Below are 21,145 nucleotides of genomic sequence, written 5' to 3' on the forward strand. Positions count from 1 at the left end.
CTTGACGGGCGCGGAGCATCTCCGACAAAGTTAACGAAGATTCGCACGCCGACCGGAGAGGTTGCGATGACACCAGAGGCCTACGTGTTCGACGCGGTCCGCACGCCGCGCGGGCGCGGGAAACAGCACGGCGCGCTGCACGGCGTGAAGCCGGTGTCGCTGGTCGTGGGGCTGCTCGACGAGCTGCGCGCCCGCCACCCGGGCCTGGACCCGGCCGCGATCGACGACATCGTGCTGGGTGTCGTCTCGCCCGTCGGCGACCAGGGGTCCGACATCGCCAGGACCGCCGCGATCGCCGCCGGGCTGCCGGACACGGTCGCCGGGGTGCAGCTCAACCGGTTCTGCGCGTCCGGCCTGGAGGCGGTGAACATCGCCGCGCAGAAGGTCCGCGCAGGCTGGGAGGACCTGGTCCTCGCCGGCGGTGTCGAGTCGATGTCGCGGGTGCCGATGGGCTCCGACGGCGGCGCCTGGGCGATGGACCCGGAGACGAACTACACCACCCGGTTCGTCCCGCAGGGCATCGGCGCCGACCTCATCGCCACCATCGAGGGCTTCAGCCGCGAGGACGTCGACACCTACGCCCTCGAATCGCAGACCCGCGCGGCGAAGGCCTGGGCGGGCGGATACTTCGCCCGCTCGGTGGTGCCGGTCCGGGACCGCAACGGCCTGGTGGTGCTCGACCGCGACGAGCACCTCCGCGCGTCCACACCGGAGGGCCTCGCGGCGTTGCCGCCGTCGTTCGGGGCCATCGGCGAGCTGGGCGGCTTCGACGCCGTCGCGTTGCAGAAGTACCACTGGGTCGAGCGGATCGAGCACGTGCACACCGCCGGGAACTCCTCCGGCATCGTCGACGGCGCCTCCCTCGTCCTCATCGGCAGCGAACGGGCGGGTGCGGCGGCCGGGCTGACACCACGGGCGCGGATCGTCGCGGCCGCCGTGTCCGGCGCCGACCCGACGATCATGCTGACCGGACCGGCGCCGGCCAGCCGCAAGGCCCTCGCGAAGGCCGGCCTCACCGCCGAGGACCTCGACCTGGTCGAGATGAACGAGGCGTTCGCCGCCGTCGTGCTGCGGTTCGCCAAGGACCTGGACCTCCCCCTGGACAAGGTCAACGTGAACGGCGGGGCGATCGCGATGGGGCACCCGCTCGGTGCGACCGGCGGGATGCTGCTCGGCACGATCGTGGACGAACTGGAACGCCGCGGCCAGCGGTTCGGCCTGGTCACCCTGTGCATCGGCGGCGGCATGGGCATCGCGACGATCGTGGAGCGGATCTGATGACCATCCGATACGACCTCGGCGCCGACGGCGTCGTCGTGCTCACCGTTGACGACCCCGCCCGGGGCGTCAACACCATGAACGAGGCGTTCCTGTCGAGCCTCGACACCGTCCTGGACCGCCTCGAAGCCGAGCGGGCCGACATCACGGGCGTGATCATCACCTCGGCGAAGCGGTCCTGGTTCGCCGGCGGCGACCTGGACATGCTCGGCAGCATCGGCGCGGACCAGGCGGCAGCGGCCTACGCGGCCAGCATGCGGGTCAAGGCCCAGCTGCGCCGCCTGGAGACGCTGGGCCGGCCGGTGGTCGCGGCGATCAACGGCACCGTCCTCGGCGGCGGCCTGGAACTGGCCCTCGCCTGCCACCACCGGGTCGTCGCCGACGACCGCACGATCGAGATCGGGTGCCCCGAGGTCACGCTCGGCCTGCTGCCGGCCGGCGGCGGGGTCGTGCGGACGGTGCGCCTCCTCGGCCTCACCGAGGCGCTGCTGCAGGTGCTGCTCAAGGGCCAGCGGCACCGGCCGGCGAAGGCCCTCGAGATCGGCCTGGTCCAGGAGGTGGTGCCGGCCGGGCAGGTCCTCGACGCGGCCCGGGCCTGGATCGCGGCCAACCCCGGCGCGGTGCAGCCGTGGGACGTGCCCGGATACCGGATCCCCGGCGGCACGCCGAGCAGCCCGAAGCTCGCCGCGAGCCTGCCCGCGTTTCCGGCGAACCTGCGCAAGGAGCTCAAGGGCGCCCCGTATCCGGCGCCCCGCAACATCCTCGCCGCCGCCGTCGAGGGCGCGCAGGTGGACCTGGCGACCGCGTCCGACATCGAGGCCCGGTACTTCGCCGAACTGGTCACCGGGCAGATCGCGAAGAACATGATCCAGGCGTTCTTCTTCGACCTGCAGGCCGCCAACGCCCGAGGCGGGTCCCAGAAGTTCGCCGAGGTCGCCGTGCTGGGCGCGGGCATGATGGGGGCCGGGATCGCCTACGTGTGCGCCCGTGCCGGCATGCGGGTCCGGCTCAAGGACGTCACCGTCGAGGCCGCCCAGCGTGGCAAGGCATACTCGGAACGGCTCGTCGCCAAGGGGCGCGGCGGACCGGACCTCCTCGAGCGGATCATCCCGACCGCCGACCCGGCCGACCTGGCCGGCGCGGACCTGGTCATCGAGGCCGTGTTCGAGGACCCGGCGCTCAAGCACCAGGTGTTCGCCGAGATCGAGGACATCGTCGCCCCCGACGCGCTGCTGTGCTCCAACACCTCCACCCTGCCCATCACCGGGCTCGCCGAAGGCGTGCGCCGCCGGGCGGACTTCGTCGGGCTGCACTTCTTCTCACCCGTGGACAGGATGCCCCTCGTCGAGGTCATCCGCGGCGCCGGCACCTCCGACGCCACCGTCGAACGCGCCCTCGGCGTCGTCCGGCAGCTGCGCAAGACCCCGATCGTGGTCAACGACAGCCGCGGCTTCTTCACCAGCCGCGTCATCGGCACCTTCACCAACGAGGGCGTCGCGATGCTCGCCGAGGGCATCGCCGCGCCGTCGATCGAGCAGGCCAGCTCCCAGGCCGGCTACCCCGCGCCGGTGCTGCAACTCATGGACGAGCTGACCCTCACCCTGCCCCGCAGGATCAGGCGCGAGAACGCCGCCGCCGGCAGCTGGACCCCGCACCCGGCCGACGCGGTCATCGACCGCATGATCGACGAGTTCGGGCGGCCCGGCCGGTCCGGCGGCGCCGGGTTCTACGAGTACGCCGACGGCAGGCGCACCCGGCTCTGGCCCGGCCTGCGCGAACACTTCGCCAGGGACGGCGTCCGGCCGCCGCTGATCGACCTGCAGGAGCGGATGCTGTTCGCCGAGGCCCTCGAATCGGTGCGGTGCCTCGACGAGGGCGTCCTCACCTGCGTCGCCGACGCCAACATCGGCTCCATCCTGGGCATCGGCTTCCCCGGCTGGACCGGCGGCGTCCTGCAGTACGTCAACCAGTACACCGGCGGCCTGCCCGGCTTCATCGCCCGGGCCCGCGAGCTCGCCACCCGCTACGGCCCCCGCTTCGACCCGCCCCAGCTCCTGCTGGACAAGGCCGCCCGCGGGGAGGAGTTCCGCTGAGCAGGGTAGCGGGGCCGGGTAAGCCGCCACCGACATGAACGGCAGGTAACGGGCGATCGTCCGGAAAGATTGGGCTTTGTCCGCACTGGCCGCTCGTCGATGATGGACTGCGTGTCGCAGCATGCGTCCTCGACGCCGCCTGACGTGGTCGGGCCCCTCGCACGTCCGATCGCCGTCGTCAACGCCACCATGCGCTGCGGCGAGCTCGATCTGCACTTCCGTGCGGACCCGGAGCTGCCCTGCGTGGCGGTGCTGTATCTCGACGGCGGTGTCGGCCTGATCAGCCGCGAGCGGTTCGCGCAGCTGATGGCCGGGCCGTTCGGCTACGGGCGGGCGCTGTGGGAGAGGACGCCGGCGGGGCGCACGGCCGATCCGGCGCCGATGATCGTGGCGGAGGACGCGCTGGTCGTCGACGTGTGCGAGCAGCTCGGCCGGCGCGACCGGACGCGGCGCTACGACGACGTGCTGGTGCGCCGGCCCGGTGGCCAGCTCGCCCGGGTGTCGGCGGCGCGGCTCTACGAGGCGCTCGCCGATCTCATGAACCACCAGGCCGTTCGGGATCCGCTGAGCGGCCTGGTGAACCGGGCCCGGTTCCTCCGGGGGCTCGCCGCGGCCTGCCGCGACGCCGAGCACCCGGGCATCGCCGTGGTGTTCCTCGACCTGGACCGGATGAAGCAGGTCAATGACACGCTCGGGCACAACGTCGGTGACCGGCTCATCGTCTCCGTCGCCCGCCGGCTCAGCGCGCTCGCCGGCGACGGCGACCTGGTCGCGCGGCTCGGCGGCGACGAGTTCGCGGTGCTGACAACCATCGCCGCAGGTGCCCGCGCGGACCTGTCGGCCGCGGCACTCGGCGAGCGGTTCTGCCAGGCGATCGCGACGCCCGATCCGGCGCTGCCGGCCGGTGCGCACAGCACGGCCAGCGTCGGCGTGGCGATCGGCAGCGCGGGGTCCGACGCGGAGACCCTCCTGCGGGAGGCGGATCTGGCGATGTATCAGGCGAAGCGCGCCGGCGGCGGCACGGTCCGGACCGCGTCGGCCACCGGCGCGCAGGGCGACCCGGTGCCCGGCGCCGGCGACGGCATCCGCGGTGCCATCGACCGCGGCGAGCTCCGGCTGTTCTACCAGCCGATCATCGGCGTCAACGACGGCCGGGTCTGGTCCGTCGAGGCGCTCGTCCGCTGGCTGCACCCCCGGCACGGGTTGCTCACCCCCGAGCGCTTCCTGCCGGCGGTGTCGCAGGCGGGCCAGTTCCCCGCCCTGGACCGCTGGGTCCTCGAGCGCGCCTGCGCCGACCTTGCCGCCTGGGAGGCGGCCTACGGCGGCCGGGCGCCGCGGTGCGTCAACGTGAACCTCACCGTCGAGACGCTCAGCGACGCCGACCTCGCCGGCACCGTCCTGGCCACGCTGCGCCGCGTCGGGCTCGCACCGGAGCGCCTGCGGGTGGAGCTGCCGGAGTCAGCCGACCTCGCCCAGCTGCAGGGCGCCGTCGACCAGCTGCGGCGGCTGCGCGACCACGGGGTCGGCATCGTGCTCGACGACATGGGAGCCGGCTCGGCGACGCTGCGCCATCTGTCGGTCCTGCCCGTGACCGGCATCAAGATCGACCGGTCGTTCGTGGCCAGGATGCTGGACAGCCGCAACGACCACGCGGTCGTCAAACTGCTCGGCGATCTCGGCCGCAGCGTCGGCATCGAGGTGACGGCCGAGGGCGTCGAAGTCGACGAGCAGCTCACCTGGCTGCGGCAGCTGCAGGTCCCGTTTGCGCAGGGCTACCACCTCGGCATGCCCGCGCCCGCCGATCATCTCACCGGCCTGCTGCGCACCGGGCGTCGGCAGGCCGCCGCGACGGGCGCGGTCGGCCGGCACCGGCTCCAGCCGTTGCCCGAGCTGCAGGCCGCGCTGCCGGGCGATCCGGTGGTCCAGGCCTGAGGCGGGTCCGGGTCAGGCGCTCCGGGTCACCGTGCACCGGGCGTCCGGCCCGGCGTGGAACACGTACTCGCCGGGCGGGGCGACGAACTCCCCGGACCAGTAGGCGAGGGCCGTCACCGGCACGTCGAAGCGGACCTCGCGCGCCTCGCCCGCGGCCAGGGGCACCCGCTCGAAGCCGACCAGCCGCCGGGCCGGCGCCGGCACCGGCCAGCACCGGGGGGTCACGAACAGCTGGACGACCTCGTCGCCGGCGCGGTCGCCCGTGTTGGTGACCGTCACGCACGCGGTGTACCCGGTGCCGGTGGCCGTCACGTCCAGCGGGCCGTAGCCGAACGTCGTGTACGACAGCCCGTGGCCGAACGGGTAGAGCGGCTCGCCGCGGTGGTACTGGTACGTCCAGCCGGAGCCGATGATGTCGTAGTCGGTGGGCGCGGGCAGCGCGGTGTCGCCGCGATACCAGGTCTGCGGCAGCCGTCCGCCCGGGTTCGCCGCGCCGAGCAGCACGTCGGCGAGGGCGTTGCCGAGCTCCTGCCCGCCGTGGCTGCTCCACAGGATCGCCGGTGCGTGCTCCTGCGCCCAGTCGATCGCATACGGGTAGCTGGACACCAGCGTGACGACCGTGGCCGGCGCCGCGTCGAGGACCGCGCGCAGCAGCGTCTCCTGCTCCGGCGGCAGCGGCAGCGCGGCCCGGTCGACGGTCTCCCGGCCGTTGATGTGCGGGTCGTTGCCCAGCACCAGCACGACCCGCGCCGCGGCCCGGGCGGCCGCCACCGCCGAGGCCACCCCGGAGGTCACCTCGAGGCGCGTGAGCCGCAGCGCACCGCCGTCGCCGACGGTCAGCCGCCCGTCGGCGGACCCGGTCACGTACCGGCCCAGCGCGTTGGAGTGCAGCAGGAACTCCCCGTCGCCGGCGGGGTGCTGCTCCCACAGCTCGCGCACCACCCAGCCGTCCGGCGTCACCGCGGTCGCGGCGAGGACGCCGGACTCCTCGACGGTGACGTAACGGTCGGTGCTGTGCTCCCGCAGGGTGTGGACCGGCACCGGGCACGGCACGCTGGTGCCCCACTGCTGATGGGCGAACATCGCACCGGGTGCGTCGCCGAGCCGCAGCGTGCCGTCGGGGTCGAGGAGCACCTGGCGGCCGTCGGGGGTGGCCAGCCGGATCCGGTCGACACCGTCCACAGTGGTCACCGAACGCCAGCCGAGCCGAGCTCGTAACGCATCGGCGACGCTCACCGTGTAGGGCGGCGTGCCGCTGTACCAGTCGGTCAGCACCCGGTCGCCGAGGTGCCCGATCACGGCGACGCCGCCGGTCCCGGTCCACGGCAGCGCGCCGGCGGCGTTCTTGAGCAGCACGACACCCGCGTGCGCGGCGCGGGCCGCCAGCCGGGTGTGTGCTTCGCAGCCGATGACGTCGTCGCGGATCCCGGTGTACGGGTCCCGCGCCGGTTCGAACTCCCCGGTCCGGGCCCGCAGCAGCAGGATCCGTCCCAGGGCGGTGTCGAGGTCCGCCTCGGTGATCAGGCCGCGCCGGAGGGCCTCGGTGAACCGGGCGATGGTGGGTGCCGGGTCGGGACCGTTGTCGGTGTAGCTGTCCACCCCGGCCCGCAGCGCCGCGGCGTGCGCGGCGGCGTGGTCGGGGAAGTACCGCTCGGTGTCCACCAGGTTCGACGGTGCCTGCGCGTCGGAGCACACCACCAGGTCGGGCGCGACGGCCCGCAGCACGTCGGCGATCAGCGGATGCACGTGGTTCGGCACGCCGTTGACGAGGTTGTAGGCCGGCATGACCCCGGCCGCCACGCCCGCGCGCAGCGGCTCGAGGAAGCCGGGCAGCTCGTATTCGTGCAGGACCCGCTCCGGCACGGCGATGTCGACGACGTCGCGGGCGGTCTCCACGTTGTAGGCGAGGAAGTGCTTGAGGACGGGCGCGGTCCGCCACACGTCGGGGTGCCCACCGCGCAGCCCGGTGCAGTACGCGACGGCCAGCTCGGCGGTCATGAGCGGGTCCTCGCTGTACCCCTCCTCGTTGCGTCCCCACCGCGGATCGCGCAGCGGGTTGACCACCGGCGCCCACACGTTGAGCGAGGCGCGCCCGTCCCGGTGCAGCGCCCGGACCTCGGTCGAGACGGCCTCGCCGACCGCGCGCAGCAGCGCCCGGTCCCAGCTCGCGCCGAGCCCGACGGCCTGCGGGAAGACGGTGGCCCGGCCGAGCCAGGCGACGCCGTGCAGCGCCTCGCAGCCGGTGTGGAAGGCGGCCAGGCCGAGCCGCGGCACGGCCGGCTGCCGCTGGTGCAGCAGCGCGATCTTCTCGGCGGTGGTGAGCCGCCGCAGCAGGTCCGCGACGGCGTCGGGCGGGCTCATGCCGCCACCTCCGCTGCGCTCCGGCGTCGGCCTGAGCCGACCCTGCGCCCCTGATGCGCGGCACCTCCGCTGCGCTCCGGTCCGCTCATGCGAGGTCCCCGATCTGCTGGATTGCCGGCCAGTCGAAGCGCTTCGATGATCGGTGTCCGGCCGGTGCCTGTCAAACCGGGCGAAACTTTCACGCTCGGTGGCACGGCCCACGTCGATGTCCTGGTCGTGTCTCTGTCGTGTCCTTGTCGCATGGGCGTCGATGCCCTACGGTCTGGCCAGTCGTCGCGCTGTCGAAGCGCTTCGATACTTCGCGCACCGCATCGTGCACCTCGATCACCCGGAGGGTGGAACCACCATGCAAAGCGGAGCGATCCCAGACGCCGGCGGGCTGAGCCGGCGCGGCCTGCTCACCTCCATCGCCGTCATCGCCGCCGTGCCGTTGCTGGACGCCTGCGGCAGCCCGAAGGAGAAGGGCGCCGGCACGACCACCGAGGGCGACCTGTCCAAGGCACTGCCCGCCTACGCACCCAGCGACCTGGTCAAGCCCGACATCCCGGTCGTCGCCGGCGCCAACGGCGCGTCCACCGACCCGGCGTTCCTGGCGTACCCGGCCAACCCGGTCCGCACGGTCACCGGCGCGGTCGGCGCCGGCGGGACCTACGTGACCATGACCCCGCTGTGGGGCGCCATCCCGCCGTCCAGCGGCAACGCCTACTACGACGCGGTCAACAAGGCACTCGGCGCGACCCTGAAACTGCAGCCCGCCGACGGCAACACCTACGCCGACCTGCTGCCGCCGCTGTTCGCCGCCGACAAGCTGCCGGACTGGATCGACGTGCCCAGCTGGACCATCACGAAACTCAACTTCGGCGAGGCGGTCCGCACCAAGTTCGCCGACCTCACCCCGTACCTGGCCGGCGACAAGGTCAAGCAGTATCCGAACCTGGCTGCGCTGTCCACCAACGCCTGGGTGTCCGGGGTGTGGAACGGCAAGCTCTACGGCCTGCCGATCTACTCCTCCAACGCCGTCATCGCCGGCGCGTACTACTACCGCAAGGACATCTTCGACAAGGCGGGCGTCTCCGCCGACGTGAAGAGCATCGCCGACCTGGAGGCGATCGGGAAGGCGCTGACCAACGCCACCGCCGGGCAGTGGGCGTTCGACGACCTGTTCGGCAACGACGCCGGCTACATCTGCCAGCTCTTCGGCTTCCCCAGCCAGGGGTACCCGTGGACGACCGACTCCGGCGGCAAGCTGCAGCATCGGTACGAGACCGACGGCATCGTCGAGGCACTCAACTGGCACGCGAAGATGGTCAAGGCCGGCTACCTGCACCCGGACGCGGTCGCCGACAACAGCCAGAACGCCAAGCAGCGCTTCTGGAGCGGCAAGGTCGCCGTGTGCGTCGACGGCACCGGCGCCTGGAACGGCGACGACGCGAAGTCCGGCGCCGCCGCCAACCCCGGCTACAACCGGCAGGCGTTCAAGCTGTTCAGCGCCAAGGGCGACAAACCCACCATCCAGCTCGGCAACGGCGCGTCGATGTACAGCTACCTGAACAAGAAGCTCAACGACGGACAGATCAAGGAACTCCTCGCGATCGCCAACTACCTCGCCGCGCCCTACGGCTCCGCCGAGTGGCTCACCGTCAACTTCGGCACCGCCGGCACGCACCACACGATGACCGCCGGCAATCCGCTGCTCACCGAGCAGGGCAGCAAGGAGATCGCCACCACGTTCCAGTTCCTGGCCTGCCCCGCGTCGGCCAGCACCGTGCAGTCCGGCGCCGTGCAGGTGGTCAAGGACGCCGCCGCCTGGCAGGCCGACCTGGTCAAGTACACGGTGAAGCCGCTGTTCTACGGCATGAACGTGTCCGAGCCGGCGCAGTTCTCCGCGCTGGGCCAGCCGATGATGGACACGATCACCGACGTGAAGCTCGGCCGCAAACCGATCTCGGCGTGGACCGAGGCGGTCGCCACCTGGCGCAAACAGGGCGGCGACGACCTGCGCAAGTTCTACGACGGCATCCGCGAGAAGTTCGGCACCGGCAAATGACCACCGGCGGCACCGCGACGAAGCCGGACGCGCCACCGCGTCCGGCTCCGGCCGCGACCGTCACGCAGCGGCGGTGGCGGATCCGGCTGCGCCGGGACCGTTCGCTGCTGCTCATGACGCTGCCGGCGGTCGTGCTGCTCGCCGTCTTCGCCTACGTGCCGATGCTCGGCCTGGTCACCGCCTTCCAGAGCTACGACGTCTACTCCGGCTTCTGGTACAGCCCGCTGACCGGCGTCGACAACTTCCGGCGGCTGCTCGACGACCCGATCTTCTGGCACGCGCTGTCCAACACGCTCGTCATCAGCGCCGTGCAACTGGTGCTGTACTTCCCGGTGCCGATCGCCCTGGCGCTGGTGTTCAACGAGGTCGTCAACGCCCGCCTCCGCTCGTTCGTGCAGTCGGTGGTGTACCTGCCGCACTTCTTCTCCTGGGTCCTCGTCGTGACCGTGTTCCAGGAGATGCTCGGCGGCGCCGGCGCGCTCAACACCATGCTGCGCCGGCACGGCTGGGCGACCTGGGACATCATGACCGACCCCGACGCCTTCAAGTACCTCGTCACCGCGCAGGCCGTGTGGAAGGAGGCCGGCTGGGGCGTCATCGTGTTCCTCGCCGCGCTCGCCGCCATCGACCAGAGCCTCTACGAGGCGGCCGCTGCCGACGGTGCCGGCCGGTGGCGCCGGCTGTGGCACATCACGCTGCCCGGCATGCGCGGCGTCATCGTGCTCATGCTGGTGCTGCGCCTGGGCAACGCGCTCACCGTCGGCTTCGAACAGATGCTCATCCAGCGGCGAGCGGTCGGCCGGGACGCCGCCGAGGTGCTCGACACGTTCGCCTACTACTACGGCGTGGTCAACAACAACTTCAGCTACGGCGCCGCCGCCGGCCTGTTCAAGGGCGTGCTGTCGCTGATCCTGGTGCTGGCCGCCAACAAGCTCGCACACGCCTTCGGCGAGGACGGACTCTACCGGAAATGACCGCCGCCACCGTTGTTCGCAAGAAGCACACCGGCCCCGTGTGGGAGGAGCCGCTCGGGCCCGCGGGCAAGGCAGGCAAGGGCGTCACGCTGTTCCTGGTCGTGGCGGTGATCCTGGTGCCGCTGTACTCGATCGTGCTCACCAGCTTCTCCACGCAGGCGGCCATCAACGAGGCCGGCGGGCTGGTCACCGTGCCCACGGAGCTGACGGTCGAGGCGTACCGGCAGATCTTCACCAACCAGCTCGTCACCCACTCGCTGCTGGTCAGCCTCGCCATCACCGCCGTGGGCACGGTGCTGTCGATGGTGGTGACCGTCCTGTGCGCCTACGGGCTGTCCCGGCACGGATCCCTGGGGCACCGCGGCATCCTGCTGTTCCTGGTCGTCACCATGTTCTTCAGCGGCGGGCTGATCCCGACGTTCCTCGTCGTCACCTCGCTCGGCGGCTACGGCGAGTACTGGACGATGATCCTGCCCAGCGCCGTGTCGGTGTTCAACATCCTGGTGATGCGCGGCTTCTTCAGCAGCACCGCACCGGAGCTCATCGACGCGGCCCGCATGGACGGTGCGGGGGAGTGGCGCATCCTGTGGTCGGTGGTGCTGCCCACGTCCCGGGCCGTCACCGCCGTCATCACCCTGTTCTACGCCGTCGGCTACTGGAACTCGTTCTTCAACGCGCTGCTGTACCTGCCCGACAACGGCAAGTGGCCGCTGCAGATGATCCTCTACACGTACACGCTGCAGGGCAGCTCGATGCCCGGCGGCGGGGTCACCGGCACCGGCCAGTACGCCGGCCACCAGCAGATCGCCCAGCTGTCGCTGCAGATGGCGGTCGTCACCCTCACCCTGATCCCGATCGTGGTGGCGTACCCCTTCGTGCAGCGGCACTTCACCAAGGGCATGCTCACCGGCGCGATCAAGGGCTGATGCGGTGCCCGGACTGCAGGACGTGACGCGGGGGCGGCTGCTGTACGGCGGCGACTACAACCCCGAGCAGTGGCCGCCGCACGTGTGGGCCGAGGACGTGCGGCTCATGCGCGACGCCGGGGTGAACCTGGTGACCGTCGGGGTCTTCGCGTGGGCGGCGCTGCAACCGGCGCCGGACCGCTTCACGTTCGGCTGGCTCGACACCGTGCTCGGCCTCCTGCACGACGGCGGCATCGGCGTCGCCCTGGCCACGCCCACCGCGTCCCCGCCGCCGTGGCTCGGCCACCATCACCCGGACACCCTCCCGCAGGGCCCCGACGGGATCCGGCGCCTGTACGGCTCCCGCAACCAGTACTGCCCCTGCGCGCCCGCGTACCGGCGGGCCGCGCTGGCGATCAGCTCGTTGATTGCGACGCGCTACGCCCACCACCCGGCGCTGCGACTGTGGCACATCGGCAACGAGTACGGCACCACCTGCCACTGTGGACACTGCGCCGAGCGGTTCCGCGGCTGGCTGCGCGACCGCTACGGCGACCTCGACGGCCTCAACACCGCCTGGGGCACCGCCGTGTGGTCGCAACGCTACGGCGACTGGGCCGAGGTGCTGCCCCCGCGGCGCGTCCAGTACGTCATCAACCCGCTGCAGGACCTGGACTACCAGCGCTTCTGCGACGCCATGCTGCTGGAGTGCTTCACCGCCGAACGCGACGCCGTCCGCGCGGCGAATCCCGCGGTGCCGGTCACCACCAACTTCATGGACACCTACCGGCACACCGACGGCTGGCGGTGGGCCGCCGAGGAGGACCTGGTGTCCCTGGACACCTATCCGGACCCGAACGATCCCGGCGCGGCGATGCGGGCCGCGATGTCCAAGGACATCATGCGGTCCCTCGGCGGCGGGCGGCCGTGGCTGCTCGCCGAGCAGTCACCCGGCGCCGCCAGCTGGCAGCCGGTCGCCACCCCGCTGCGCCGCGGCCTGCACCGGTTGTGGTCGATGCAGGCGGTCGCCCGTGGCGCCGACGGCGTCCTGCACTTCCAGTGGCGCGCCTCCCGGCAGGGCGCCGAACGGTGGCACGGCGCGATGGTGCCGCACGCCGGCCCGGACTCGCGGGTGTTCCGGGAGATGTGCGCACTGGGCCGCGAGCTGGCTGGACTGTCCGGTGTGGTCGGTGCGCGGGTCCCCGCCGATGTCGCGCTCGTCCTGGACTGGGACGCCTGGCGGGCGGTCGAACTCGATCACCAGCCGCACTTCGCGTTCCGCTACGTGGACCGCCTGCTCGACTACTACGCGCCGCTGTGGCGGGACAACGTCACCTGCGACTTCGCCCCGGCCGGCGGGCCCTTCGACGGCTACCGGCTCGTCGTCGTGCCCAACCTGTATCAGCTCAGCCCGGCGGACGCTGCGTGCGTGACCGATTACGTGGCCGGGGGTGGCGCCCTGGTCGTCGGCCCGTTCAGCGGGGTCACCGACCGGGACGAGCGCGTGTACACCGGCGGCTGGCCCGGGCCATGGCAGGACCTGCTCGGCGTCCGGGTCGAGGAGCACTGGCCGCTGCCGGACGGTTCGTTGCTCGACATCGTGTCGCCGTTGCTGGGCGACTTCACCGCCACCATGTGGGCGGAGTGGACGGTGGCGCGGGGCGCGGAGACCGTCGCGTCCGTGCGTGGTGGCCCGCTGCACGACCGGCCGGTGGTGCTGCGGCACCGCCACGGCGCGGGCACGGCGTGGTACGTCGCCACGCTGCCGGCGCCCGACGCGCTGCGCCGGTTGCTGCGCCACGTCTGCACCGAGGCCGGGGTGACGCCGGTGCTGCCGGACCTGCCGCCGGACGTCGAGGCGGTCCGCCGCGGTGACCTGGTGTTCCTGCTGCACCACGACACCGGCCGGGTCGAGTTCCGGCGTGAGGCGGCGCCGTGACCCGGCACCGCATCTCCCTCACGGCGCCGGCGGGGGAGTTCCACGACGGGTTCCCGCTCGGCAACGGCAGCCTCGGCGCCATGCTGCACGGGCGGCCCGGCCTCGAGTGGATCGACCTCAACGCCGACACGTTCTGGTCCGGCGGCCCGCTCGCATCGTCCGCCGGCGAGGCGCGGCAGCCGGCCGGCCCGCTGCTGTCGGCCGCCGGCCCGGCCGTGGAGGTGCTGCCCGCGCTGCGGCAGGCCGTCGCCGACGGCGACCACGCGACCGCGGACCTCCTCGCCAGGCAGTTGCAGGGCGACGCATGGACCCAGTCGTTCCAGCCGCTGGGCCGCCTCGAATGGGCCTACGCCGACGACCACGACGTCACCGGGTACCACCGCCACCTCGACCTCGCCGACGCCCTCGCCGAAACCGATTACGTGACCGCGTCGGGGCCGGTGCGGCTGACCGCGTTCGTCTCCGCGCCCGACGGCGTCCTCGTCGTGTCCGCCACCGGCCCTGGCAGCCTGGCCGCCGCCGTCCCGCCGGTGCTGCACACCCCGCACCCGGCCACGACCGGGGTGGTCGACGCCGGCGCCGGGCCGTGCCTGCTGTGGACGGGCCACGCGCCGGCGCACGTGCTGCCCAACTACGTCGACCGCTCGCCGGCCGTGGATTACACCACCGCCGGTATGGGGTTCGCGGTCGCCGCCGCCGTGCGCCACACCGCCGCCGAGACCCGGCTCATCGTCGCCGCCGCGACCGGGTTCCGCGGCCCGGACGCGCCTTTCGCGGACCTCGCGACCGTCGCCGGTGAAGCGCTGGCCCGGGTCACGCGAGCGCTGGCCGTGCCCATGGCGAAACTGCTGCAACGGCACGTAGCGGACCACCGGGCGCTGTTCGACCGCGCCGACCTGGCACTGCCCGGCGCCGACCGGGCCGAGCTGCTGTTCCACCTGGGCCGCTACCTGCTGATCGCGAGCTCCCGCCCCGGCACCCAACCGGCGAACCTGCAGGGCATCTGGAACGCCGATGTGCGGCCCGGCTGGTGCGGCAACTGGACCACCAACATCAACGCGCAGATGAACTACTGGGCGGCGGAGCCGACCGGCCTGCCCGAGTTGCACGAGCCGCTGCTCACCCTGACCCGTGAGCTGGCCGTTTCCGGCGTGCCGACCGCCGCCCGGTACTACTCGGCGCGCGGCGCCGCTGTGCACCACAACACCGACCTGTGGCGATTCACCGCACCGGTGCCCGGCGACCCCCAGTGGGCGAACTGGCCGTCGGCGCTGCTGTGGCTGTCCGCGCACGTCTGGGACCACCTCGAGTTCGGCGCCTTTGCCGACGCCGCCTTTGCCCGCGAGGTGGCCCTGCCGGTGCTGCGTGCCGCCGCCGAGTTCACCCTCGACATGCTCGTCCCCGACCCCTCCGGCGCCCTGGTCGTCAGCCCGTCGACGTCGCCCGAGCACCAGTTCCTGACCGCCGCCGGCGGCCACACCGCGGTCTCCTGGGGCTGCGCCCTCGACCAGGAACTCGCCCGCGAGGTGCTGACCCGACTGCTGGTCCTCCTGGACCGGTGGCCGGATGCCACTTTCGCCACTTTCGCCACTTTCGCCGCTCTCGCCGCCGAGGCGACGGCCGCCCTCGCCGCCCTCCGCCCCGTCCAGACCGGCCCTGACGGCGCCCTGCTGGAGTGGCACGACGACCGCCCACCCCGAGAACCCGGCCACCGGCACCTGTCCCACCTGTACGGGCTCTTCCCCGGCACCCGCATCACGGAGTCCTCAACCGATTACGCGGCCGCCCGCCGCGCGCTGCGGACCCGCCTCGCCCACGGCACCGGCCACACCGGCTGGAGCCGCGCCTGGGTCCTCTGCCTCGCCGCCCGTCTGCGCGACCCCGAGCTGGCCGAGCAGTCCCTGACCGCCCTCGTCGAGGAACTGTGCTCGGCGTCGCTGCTGACCCTGCACCCGGACGCGGGCCGCCCCAGCGGCTGGATCTTCCAGATCGACGGCAACCTCGGCATCCCCGCCGGCATCACCGAACTCCTCGTCCAGAGCCACGCCGGCGCCGTCAGCCTTCTCCCGGCCCTCCCGTCGGCGTGGCCCACCGGTCACATCCGCGGTATCCGCTGCCGCGGCGGCCACCGCGTCGACGTCTCCTGGACCGGCGGCCGGCTGGCCACGGCCCGCATCGTCGCCGGCACCACCGGACCCTTGACCGTCGAACTGCCCCCATCGGCGCCGGTCACCGTCCATGCCCCCGACGCGACGATCGTGCCGGGCGCCCCACCGGACCGTCGCCGGATCCGCTGGCAGGCCCACAAAGCAGCAACATATCTAGTTTCCTAGGATGCCTTACGCGCTGTGTGGCCCGTCATCGGTCATGGTTCTTCACCTGTTCGGTGACCGGCTCTGGCCTGCGAGTTTCAGCAACAGGTACAGCCAGCTGTACCTCGGGGACGGCGGCGCACCGTATCGGATCACGCGGGCGGCGGGCCTAGCGTCGAGCGCATGAGTTTGGACCATGCGGTGCGGCTGGAGTCGGTGTCAAAGGAGTACGGGCGTGCGGTGCGGGCCCTGGACGGCGTGACGGCCGGGTTTCCGCGCGGCTCGTTCACCGCGGTGATGGGGCCGTCCGGGTCAGGTAAGAGCACGTTGCTCAACTGCGCCGCCGGGCTGGACCGGCCGACGTCCGGACGGGTCGTGCTGGGCGACACGGACCTGTCCGGCCGGTCGGAGACGGAACTGACCGAGCTGCGGCGGGACCGGATCGGGTTCGTGTTCCAGGCGTACAACCTGCTCGGCGCGCTGACGGTGGCGGACAACGTCGCGTTGCCCGTCCGGCTGGCCGGGAAGCCGGTCGATCCGGAACGGCTGGCCGGTGTCCTCGCCGCCGTCGGGATCGCCGAGTACCGCGACCGGCGGCCGAGTCAGCTCTCCGGTGGCCAGCAGCAGCGGGTGGCGATCGCCCGGGCGCTCATCAACCGGCCCGACCTGGTCTGTGCGGACGAGCCGACGGGCGCGCTGGACAGCCACAGCGGGCGGCAGGTCCTGGCGCTGCTCCGGCGGATCGTCGACGAGCTGGGGCAGACCGTGCTGATGGTCACCCACGACCCGGTCGTGGCCGCGCAGGCCGACGCCGTGGTGTTCCTCGTGGACGGCCGGTTGGCCGGCAACCTGACCCGGCCGTCCGCCGAGCAGATCGCCGAGCGGATGACCCACCTGGGAGACGAGCGGATGACCCGCCCGGGAGACCAACGCATGACCCGCCCGGGAGACGAGCGCATGACCAACCTGGGAGACGCGCGCACGACCCGCCTGGGGGAGCGGTGATGCTCAGGCTGGCCTGGAGCACCGTCAAGGGGCGCAGGGGCGGGTTCGTCGCGGCGTTCGTCGCGGTGCTGTTCGGCTCGGCGGTGATCACGGCGTGCGGGATCCTGCTGGAGAGCAGCGAGCGTTCGGGGGTGCCGGTCGAGCGGTACCGGGCCGCCGACGTGGTGGTGGGTGCCCCGCAGGCGCTGCGGGTGGCCGACGACGTGGACCCGCTGTTCGCCGAGCGGGCCACCCTGCCCGCCGGCCGGGTCGGCGACGTCGCGGCCGTGCCCGGAGTGCGGGCGGCGATCGCCGACGTGAGTGTCGCGGTGACCGTGGTGACCGCCGATGCCGGGCCCGCGGTCGGGCACGGCTGGCAGTCGGCCGTGCTCGGCCCGTTCACGCTGCGGGCGGGCCGTGCGCCGGCCGGGCCGGACGAGGTGGTGCTGGACGCCGACCTGGCCCGGCGGGCCGGGGTCACCGCCGGCGGGTCGGTCCGGCTCGCGGTCGGCTCTACTCCGCAGACCTACCGGGTGACCGGTGTCGCTGACCTGCGAGGGCCGAGCAGGCGGTCCGCGGCGTACTTCACCGACGACAAGGCCCGGGAACTGACCGGCCGGCCGGACCGGGTGGACACCATCGGCGTGCTGGCCGCACCAGGGGTGAGTGCCGGCGAACTCGCGCGGAGCGTCGAGGCGGCCGTCCCCGGCGTGGTCGTCTACACCGGTGCGGACCGCAGCGACGCGGAGTTCCTCGACGTCGGCAGCACCCGGTCGTTCCTGAGCGAACTGTCGCTGGCGTTCGGCGGCAGCATGGTCCTGGTCATCATGGTCGTCGTGGGCAGCACCCTGGCGCTGTCCGTCCGGCAGCGGTTGCGGGAGCTGGCGCTGTTGCGGGCGATCGGCGCGACGCCGAAGCAGGTGCTGCGCATGATCGCCGCCGAGACGATGGTGGTGGGCATCCTGGGTGCGGTGCTCGGGGTGCTTCCCGGTGTGGGGCTGAGCGCGGTCCTCCTGGCGGCCTTCACGGCGGCCGGCGCGGTGCCGGACGACTTCAGGCTCACGGTCGGCCCGTTGCCGGTGCTCGCGGCGCTGGTGCTGTGCCTGGTCGGGGCGCGTCTCGGTGGTTGGATCGCGGCGCGGCGCGCGTCCCGGCTCAGGCCGGTGGACGCGCTCGGGGAGGCCGCGTTGGAGCCGCCGAAGCTGGGGTGGGTCCGGTTGACCGTCGGCGTGCTGCTGGTCCCCGCCGGTCTCGCGATGGCGGTCGTGCTGCCGTGGTCGCTGCCCGGTGAGGGGTCCGAGGAGAGCGCCGCCTTCTCCGCGTTTCTGCTCGTCATCGCCGTCGGGCTGCTCGGGCCGCGGTTGCTCAGCGGCGCGGTCACGGTGCTCGGCCCGGTGCTCAACCGCGGGTCGGGGGTCAGCGGGTTCCTCGCCGGTCGCAACGCGCACGCCAACTCGCGGCGGCTGGCGGCGGCGACCACCCCGCTGATCATGGGGATCACCCTGGCCGCCGCGCAGCTCTTCAGCGGCACGACCGCCACCGAGGCCGCGCAGCGGCAGGCCGCCGACGGGCTGCGCGCCGACTACGTGGTCACGTCCACATCCGCCGGTGTGTCACCGGAGCTCGCCGGCCTGCTCCGCGACGTGCCGGGCGTCGAGACGGTGACCCCGGTCGTGCGGACCCGGGTCATGGCGACCTTCCGCAACGGCGACGACCTGCAGATCAGGCAGTACGCGGCGCAGGGCGTCGGGGCGGACCGGCTGGCCGACACCCTGGACCTGGCGGTGCGCGCGGGGAACCTCGCGGACCTGCGGGGCGACACCGTGGCGTTGAGCCGGATCGCGGCCGGCACCCTCGGCGCCACCGTCGGCGCCACCGTCACCATGAACCTCGGCGACGGCACGCCGGTCCGGCCCACGGTGGTGGCGATCTACGAGCGGGGACTCGGCTTCGGTGATGTCACGCTGCCGCACGACCTCGTCCTGGCGCACACCACCGACCGGGTGGACGCCGCGGTGCTGATCGCGGCGGCTGGCACCGACGTCGGGGTGCTGCGGTCCGCCGTCAGGGACCTGCCGACCGTCCGGGTCGACGACCGGGGGTCGTTCGCCGCGGCGCGGCGCGAGGCCATGGCCGGCGAGTCGGCGGTCGGGCTGATGCTCAACGCGGTGCTGCTGGGCTACCTGGCGATCGCCGTCGTGAACACGCTGGTGATGGCGACCGCCGCGCGTTCCGGCGAGTTCGCGCTGCTGCAACTGGTGGGCGCGACGCCGAAGCAGGTGCAGGCGATGATGCGCGCCGAGACCAGGATCATCGTGGTTGCGGCCGTGCTCATCGGCACCGCCGCCGCCGTGCCGTCGTTGGTCGGCACCAGCATCGCGCTGACCCGGACCCTGACCCCGTCGATCCCGCCACTCGTCTACCTGGGCATCGTCGCGGTCGCCGGGCTGCTGGGCTGGGCGGCCGTCATGACCTCGACCCGCGTCGCCATGCGCCCGGTCAGCGACTCCCGTTGAGATACGCGAGGACGGCGAGGACCCGGCGGTGGCCGCTGTCGGTCACGGCCAGGCCGAGCTTGGCGAAGATGTTGCCGATGTGCTTCTGCACCGCGTTGTCGGTGATGACGAGCTGCCGCTCGATGGTCTTGTTGTCGTGGCCCTGCGCCATCAACGCCAGGACCTCGCGTTCGCGCGGGGTGAGGGCGGCGATCGGGTCGCCGGCGCGCTGGACGAGCTGCGCGATGACCTGGGGGTCCATCGCGGTGCCACCGGCCGCGACCCGGCGCAGGGCGTCGATGAACTCGTCCACCCGGCTGACCCGGTCCTTGAGGAGGTAGCCGACGCCGCCGGAGGCGGTGGAGAGCAGTTCGGCGGCGTACTGCTGCTCGACGTACTGCGACAGCACCAGCACCGGCAGTCCGGGGTGTTCGCGGCGGGCCTGCAGGGCGGCGCGGATGCCCTCGTCGCGGAACGACGGCGGCAGCCGGACGTCGACGATGGTGACGTCGGGCCGGTGTTCCCGCACGGCGGACAGGAACCCGGAGGCGTCCTCGGCGACGGCGGCGACGTCGAAGCCGGCGCGGCCGAGCAGCAGCTGCAGCCCGCTGGACAGCAGCACGTTGTCCTCAGCGATCACGACCCGCACGGCAGCTCCCCGACGAAAATGGCGATCACGACCCGCACGGCAGCTCCAGGGTGATGGTCGTCGGCCCGCCGGGCGGGCTGTCGACGTCGATGGTGCCGTCGAGCGCGAGGACCCGGCGGCGGATCCCGGCGAGGCCGGTGCCCCGCCGGTCGTCGGCGCCGCCGACGCCGTCGTCGGTGATCACCACCGACACCACGTCGGCGTTGCGGTGCACCCGGACCCCGGCCGTGGTGGCCCGGCTGTGCTTGGCGGCGTTGGTGAGTGCCTCGGCGACGGCGAAGTAGACCACGGTCTCCACGGCCGCCGGCACGTCGTCGAGGTCGCCGGCGTCCAGCCGGGTCGGCACGCCGCATTGAGCGGTCACGGCGGTCAGCGCGCCGGCGAGGCCCCGGTCGGCGAGGATCGGCGGGTACACGCTCTGGATCACCGCGCGGAGCTCGGTCATCGCCGCTTCCGTGCCCTCGTGCGCCTCCCGCAGCAGGTCTTCCAGGAGTTGCTCGTCGCGTGGTGTGTCGGACAGGGCCTGGCGGGCCACGGCCAGCCGCATCGCGATCGCCACGAGCCGGGCCTGGGTCCCGTCGTGCAGGTCGCGTTCGATCCGGCGCAGCTCGGCGCCGTGCGCGTCGAGCACGTCCGCCCTGGTGCGGGTCAGCACCGCGACCCGCTCCGCCAGCTGCTCGGCCGTCGAGGTCGCCAGCACCATCAGGCAGATCCTGGCATGCGCGCGGGCGACCGGCGGGAACGTCAGGTACGCCAGGGCCGCGAGCAGCAGGATCTGCAGCGGCCCGAGGGTGAGGGCGGTGCCCCAGCCGGGCACCGGCACGTCGACGAACAGCCGGGGCCGTTCCGGCGGCGTGAACGCCCACCAGAGGGGCGTGGCGATCGCGGCGACCACGACGTTGCCCAGGCACAGCAGCGCCACCAGGCCGAACACCAGCCCGGTGACGGCGTTGACCGGCAGCCAGAGGAGGCTGCGCCCGGTGCCGGATCGTCCTGGGTCGGGCGTTCCCAGCAGCCGCCCGGCCCGGTTGCGGTGCCGGTCCGCCCACCACCGGGCCAGCCGGGGCACGAGGAACAGGGGCAGGGCGAGCACCGTGACGACGCCGGTGAGGAGGGACACCAGCAGGTACGCCCCGCTGCGCCGCACCTGCACCCACCGCGCCCCCGCCACGGGGT

At 72.9% G+C, this 21,145-nt stretch carries 13 protein-coding genes; 10 read left to right on the forward strand and 3 right to left on the reverse strand.

Annotated features, from left to right (window positions below; all coding sequences use genetic code 11):
• Positions 1–66 precede the first annotated feature (66 nt).
• The 3 genes from ACFPIJ_RS44410 to ACFPIJ_RS44420 all read left to right on the forward strand — a co-directional run bounded on the left by ACFPIJ_RS44410 (position 67) and on the right by ACFPIJ_RS44420 (position 5,303).
• A complete protein-coding gene (locus tag ACFPIJ_RS44410; protein WP_380125125.1) occupies positions 67–1,278 on the forward strand; it encodes an acetyl-CoA C-acetyltransferase in 1,212 nt (403 codons plus the stop codon).
• Positions 1,278–3,371, forward strand: coding sequence for a 3-hydroxyacyl-CoA dehydrogenase NAD-binding domain-containing protein (locus ACFPIJ_RS44415; protein ID WP_380125127.1), 2,094 nt, complete (start codon positions 1,278–1,280; stop codon positions 3,369–3,371). Before ACFPIJ_RS44410 ends, ACFPIJ_RS44415 begins: the two co-directional genes overlap by 1 nt.
• Positions 3,372–3,482: 111 nt before the next feature.
• A complete protein-coding gene (locus ACFPIJ_RS44420; protein ID WP_380125129.1) occupies positions 3,483–5,303 on the forward strand; it encodes a putative bifunctional diguanylate cyclase/phosphodiesterase in 1,821 nt (606 codons plus the stop codon).
• Positions 5,304–5,315: 12 nt separating this feature from the next.
• On the opposite strand, the gene ACFPIJ_RS44425 is transcribed toward ACFPIJ_RS44420, so the two are convergent.
• Entirely contained in the window at positions 5,316–7,664 is a 2,349-nt protein-coding gene (locus ACFPIJ_RS44425; RefSeq protein WP_380125131.1) for a glycoside hydrolase family 3 C-terminal domain-containing protein, read from the reverse strand.
• A 346-nt stretch (positions 7,665–8,010) separates the two neighbouring features.
• Here ACFPIJ_RS44425 and ACFPIJ_RS44430 point away from each other — a divergent pair, with 346 nt between their 5' ends.
• The 7 genes from ACFPIJ_RS44430 (at position 8,011) to ACFPIJ_RS44460 (ending at position 19,341) form a co-directional block, all read left to right on the forward strand.
• Positions 8,011–9,711, forward strand: a complete 1,701-nt coding sequence (locus ACFPIJ_RS44430; protein ID WP_380125132.1) for a type 2 periplasmic-binding domain-containing protein — start codon at positions 8,011–8,013, stop codon at positions 9,709–9,711.
• Complete coding sequence (locus tag ACFPIJ_RS44435; RefSeq protein WP_380125134.1) at positions 9,708–10,685, forward strand: ABC transporter permease; 978 nt, start codon at positions 9,708–9,710, stop codon at positions 10,683–10,685. The genes ACFPIJ_RS44430 and ACFPIJ_RS44435 overlap by 4 nt, the downstream gene beginning before the upstream one ends.
• Positions 10,682–11,611 (forward strand): carbohydrate ABC transporter permease, encoded by a 930-nt coding sequence (locus tag ACFPIJ_RS44440; protein ID WP_380125136.1) that lies wholly within the window; start codon positions 10,682–10,684, stop codon positions 11,609–11,611. Before ACFPIJ_RS44435 ends, ACFPIJ_RS44440 begins: the two co-directional genes overlap by 4 nt.
• A 4-nt stretch (positions 11,612–11,615) precedes the next feature.
• Complete coding sequence (locus ACFPIJ_RS44445) at positions 11,616–13,529, forward strand: beta-galactosidase (protein WP_380125138.1); 1,914 nt, start codon at positions 11,616–11,618, stop codon at positions 13,527–13,529.
• On the forward strand, positions 13,526–15,862 hold the full coding sequence (locus tag ACFPIJ_RS44450) for a glycoside hydrolase family 95 protein (protein WP_380125140.1): 2,337 nt from the start codon (positions 13,526–13,528) through the stop codon (positions 15,860–15,862). Before ACFPIJ_RS44445 ends, ACFPIJ_RS44450 begins: the two co-directional genes overlap by 4 nt.
• 162 nt (positions 15,863–16,024) lie before the next feature.
• Positions 16,025–16,846: an ABC transporter ATP-binding protein gene (locus ACFPIJ_RS44455; protein WP_380125142.1), complete on the forward strand. Its 822-nt coding sequence runs from the start codon at positions 16,025–16,027 to the stop codon at positions 16,844–16,846.
• Positions 16,846–19,341, forward strand: a complete 2,496-nt coding sequence (locus ACFPIJ_RS44460) for an ABC transporter permease (RefSeq protein WP_380125144.1) — start codon at positions 16,846–16,848, stop codon at positions 19,339–19,341. Before ACFPIJ_RS44455 ends, ACFPIJ_RS44460 begins: the two co-directional genes overlap by 1 nt.
• Here ACFPIJ_RS44460 and ACFPIJ_RS44465 read toward each other — a convergent pair.
• Together ACFPIJ_RS44465 and ACFPIJ_RS44470 are read right to left on the reverse strand one after the other, a co-directional pair.
• The gene (locus tag ACFPIJ_RS44465) at positions 19,325–19,969 is read right to left on the reverse strand and encodes a response regulator (RefSeq protein WP_380125146.1); all 645 of its coding nucleotides are present in this window, start codon (positions 19,967–19,969) and stop codon (positions 19,325–19,327) included. The genes ACFPIJ_RS44460 and ACFPIJ_RS44465 overlap by 17 nt on opposite strands.
• A gap of 25 nt (positions 19,970–19,994) precedes the next feature.
• Positions 19,995–21,140 (reverse strand): sensor histidine kinase, encoded by a 1,146-nt coding sequence (locus tag ACFPIJ_RS44470; protein WP_380125148.1) that lies wholly within the window; start codon positions 21,138–21,140, stop codon positions 19,995–19,997.
• Positions 21,141–21,145 lie beyond the last annotated feature (5 nt).

Source organism: Dactylosporangium cerinum (genome assembly GCF_042653625.1).
GTDB classification, from domain to species: domain Bacteria; phylum Actinomycetota; class Actinomycetes; order Mycobacteriales; family Micromonosporaceae; genus Dactylosporangium; species Dactylosporangium cerinum.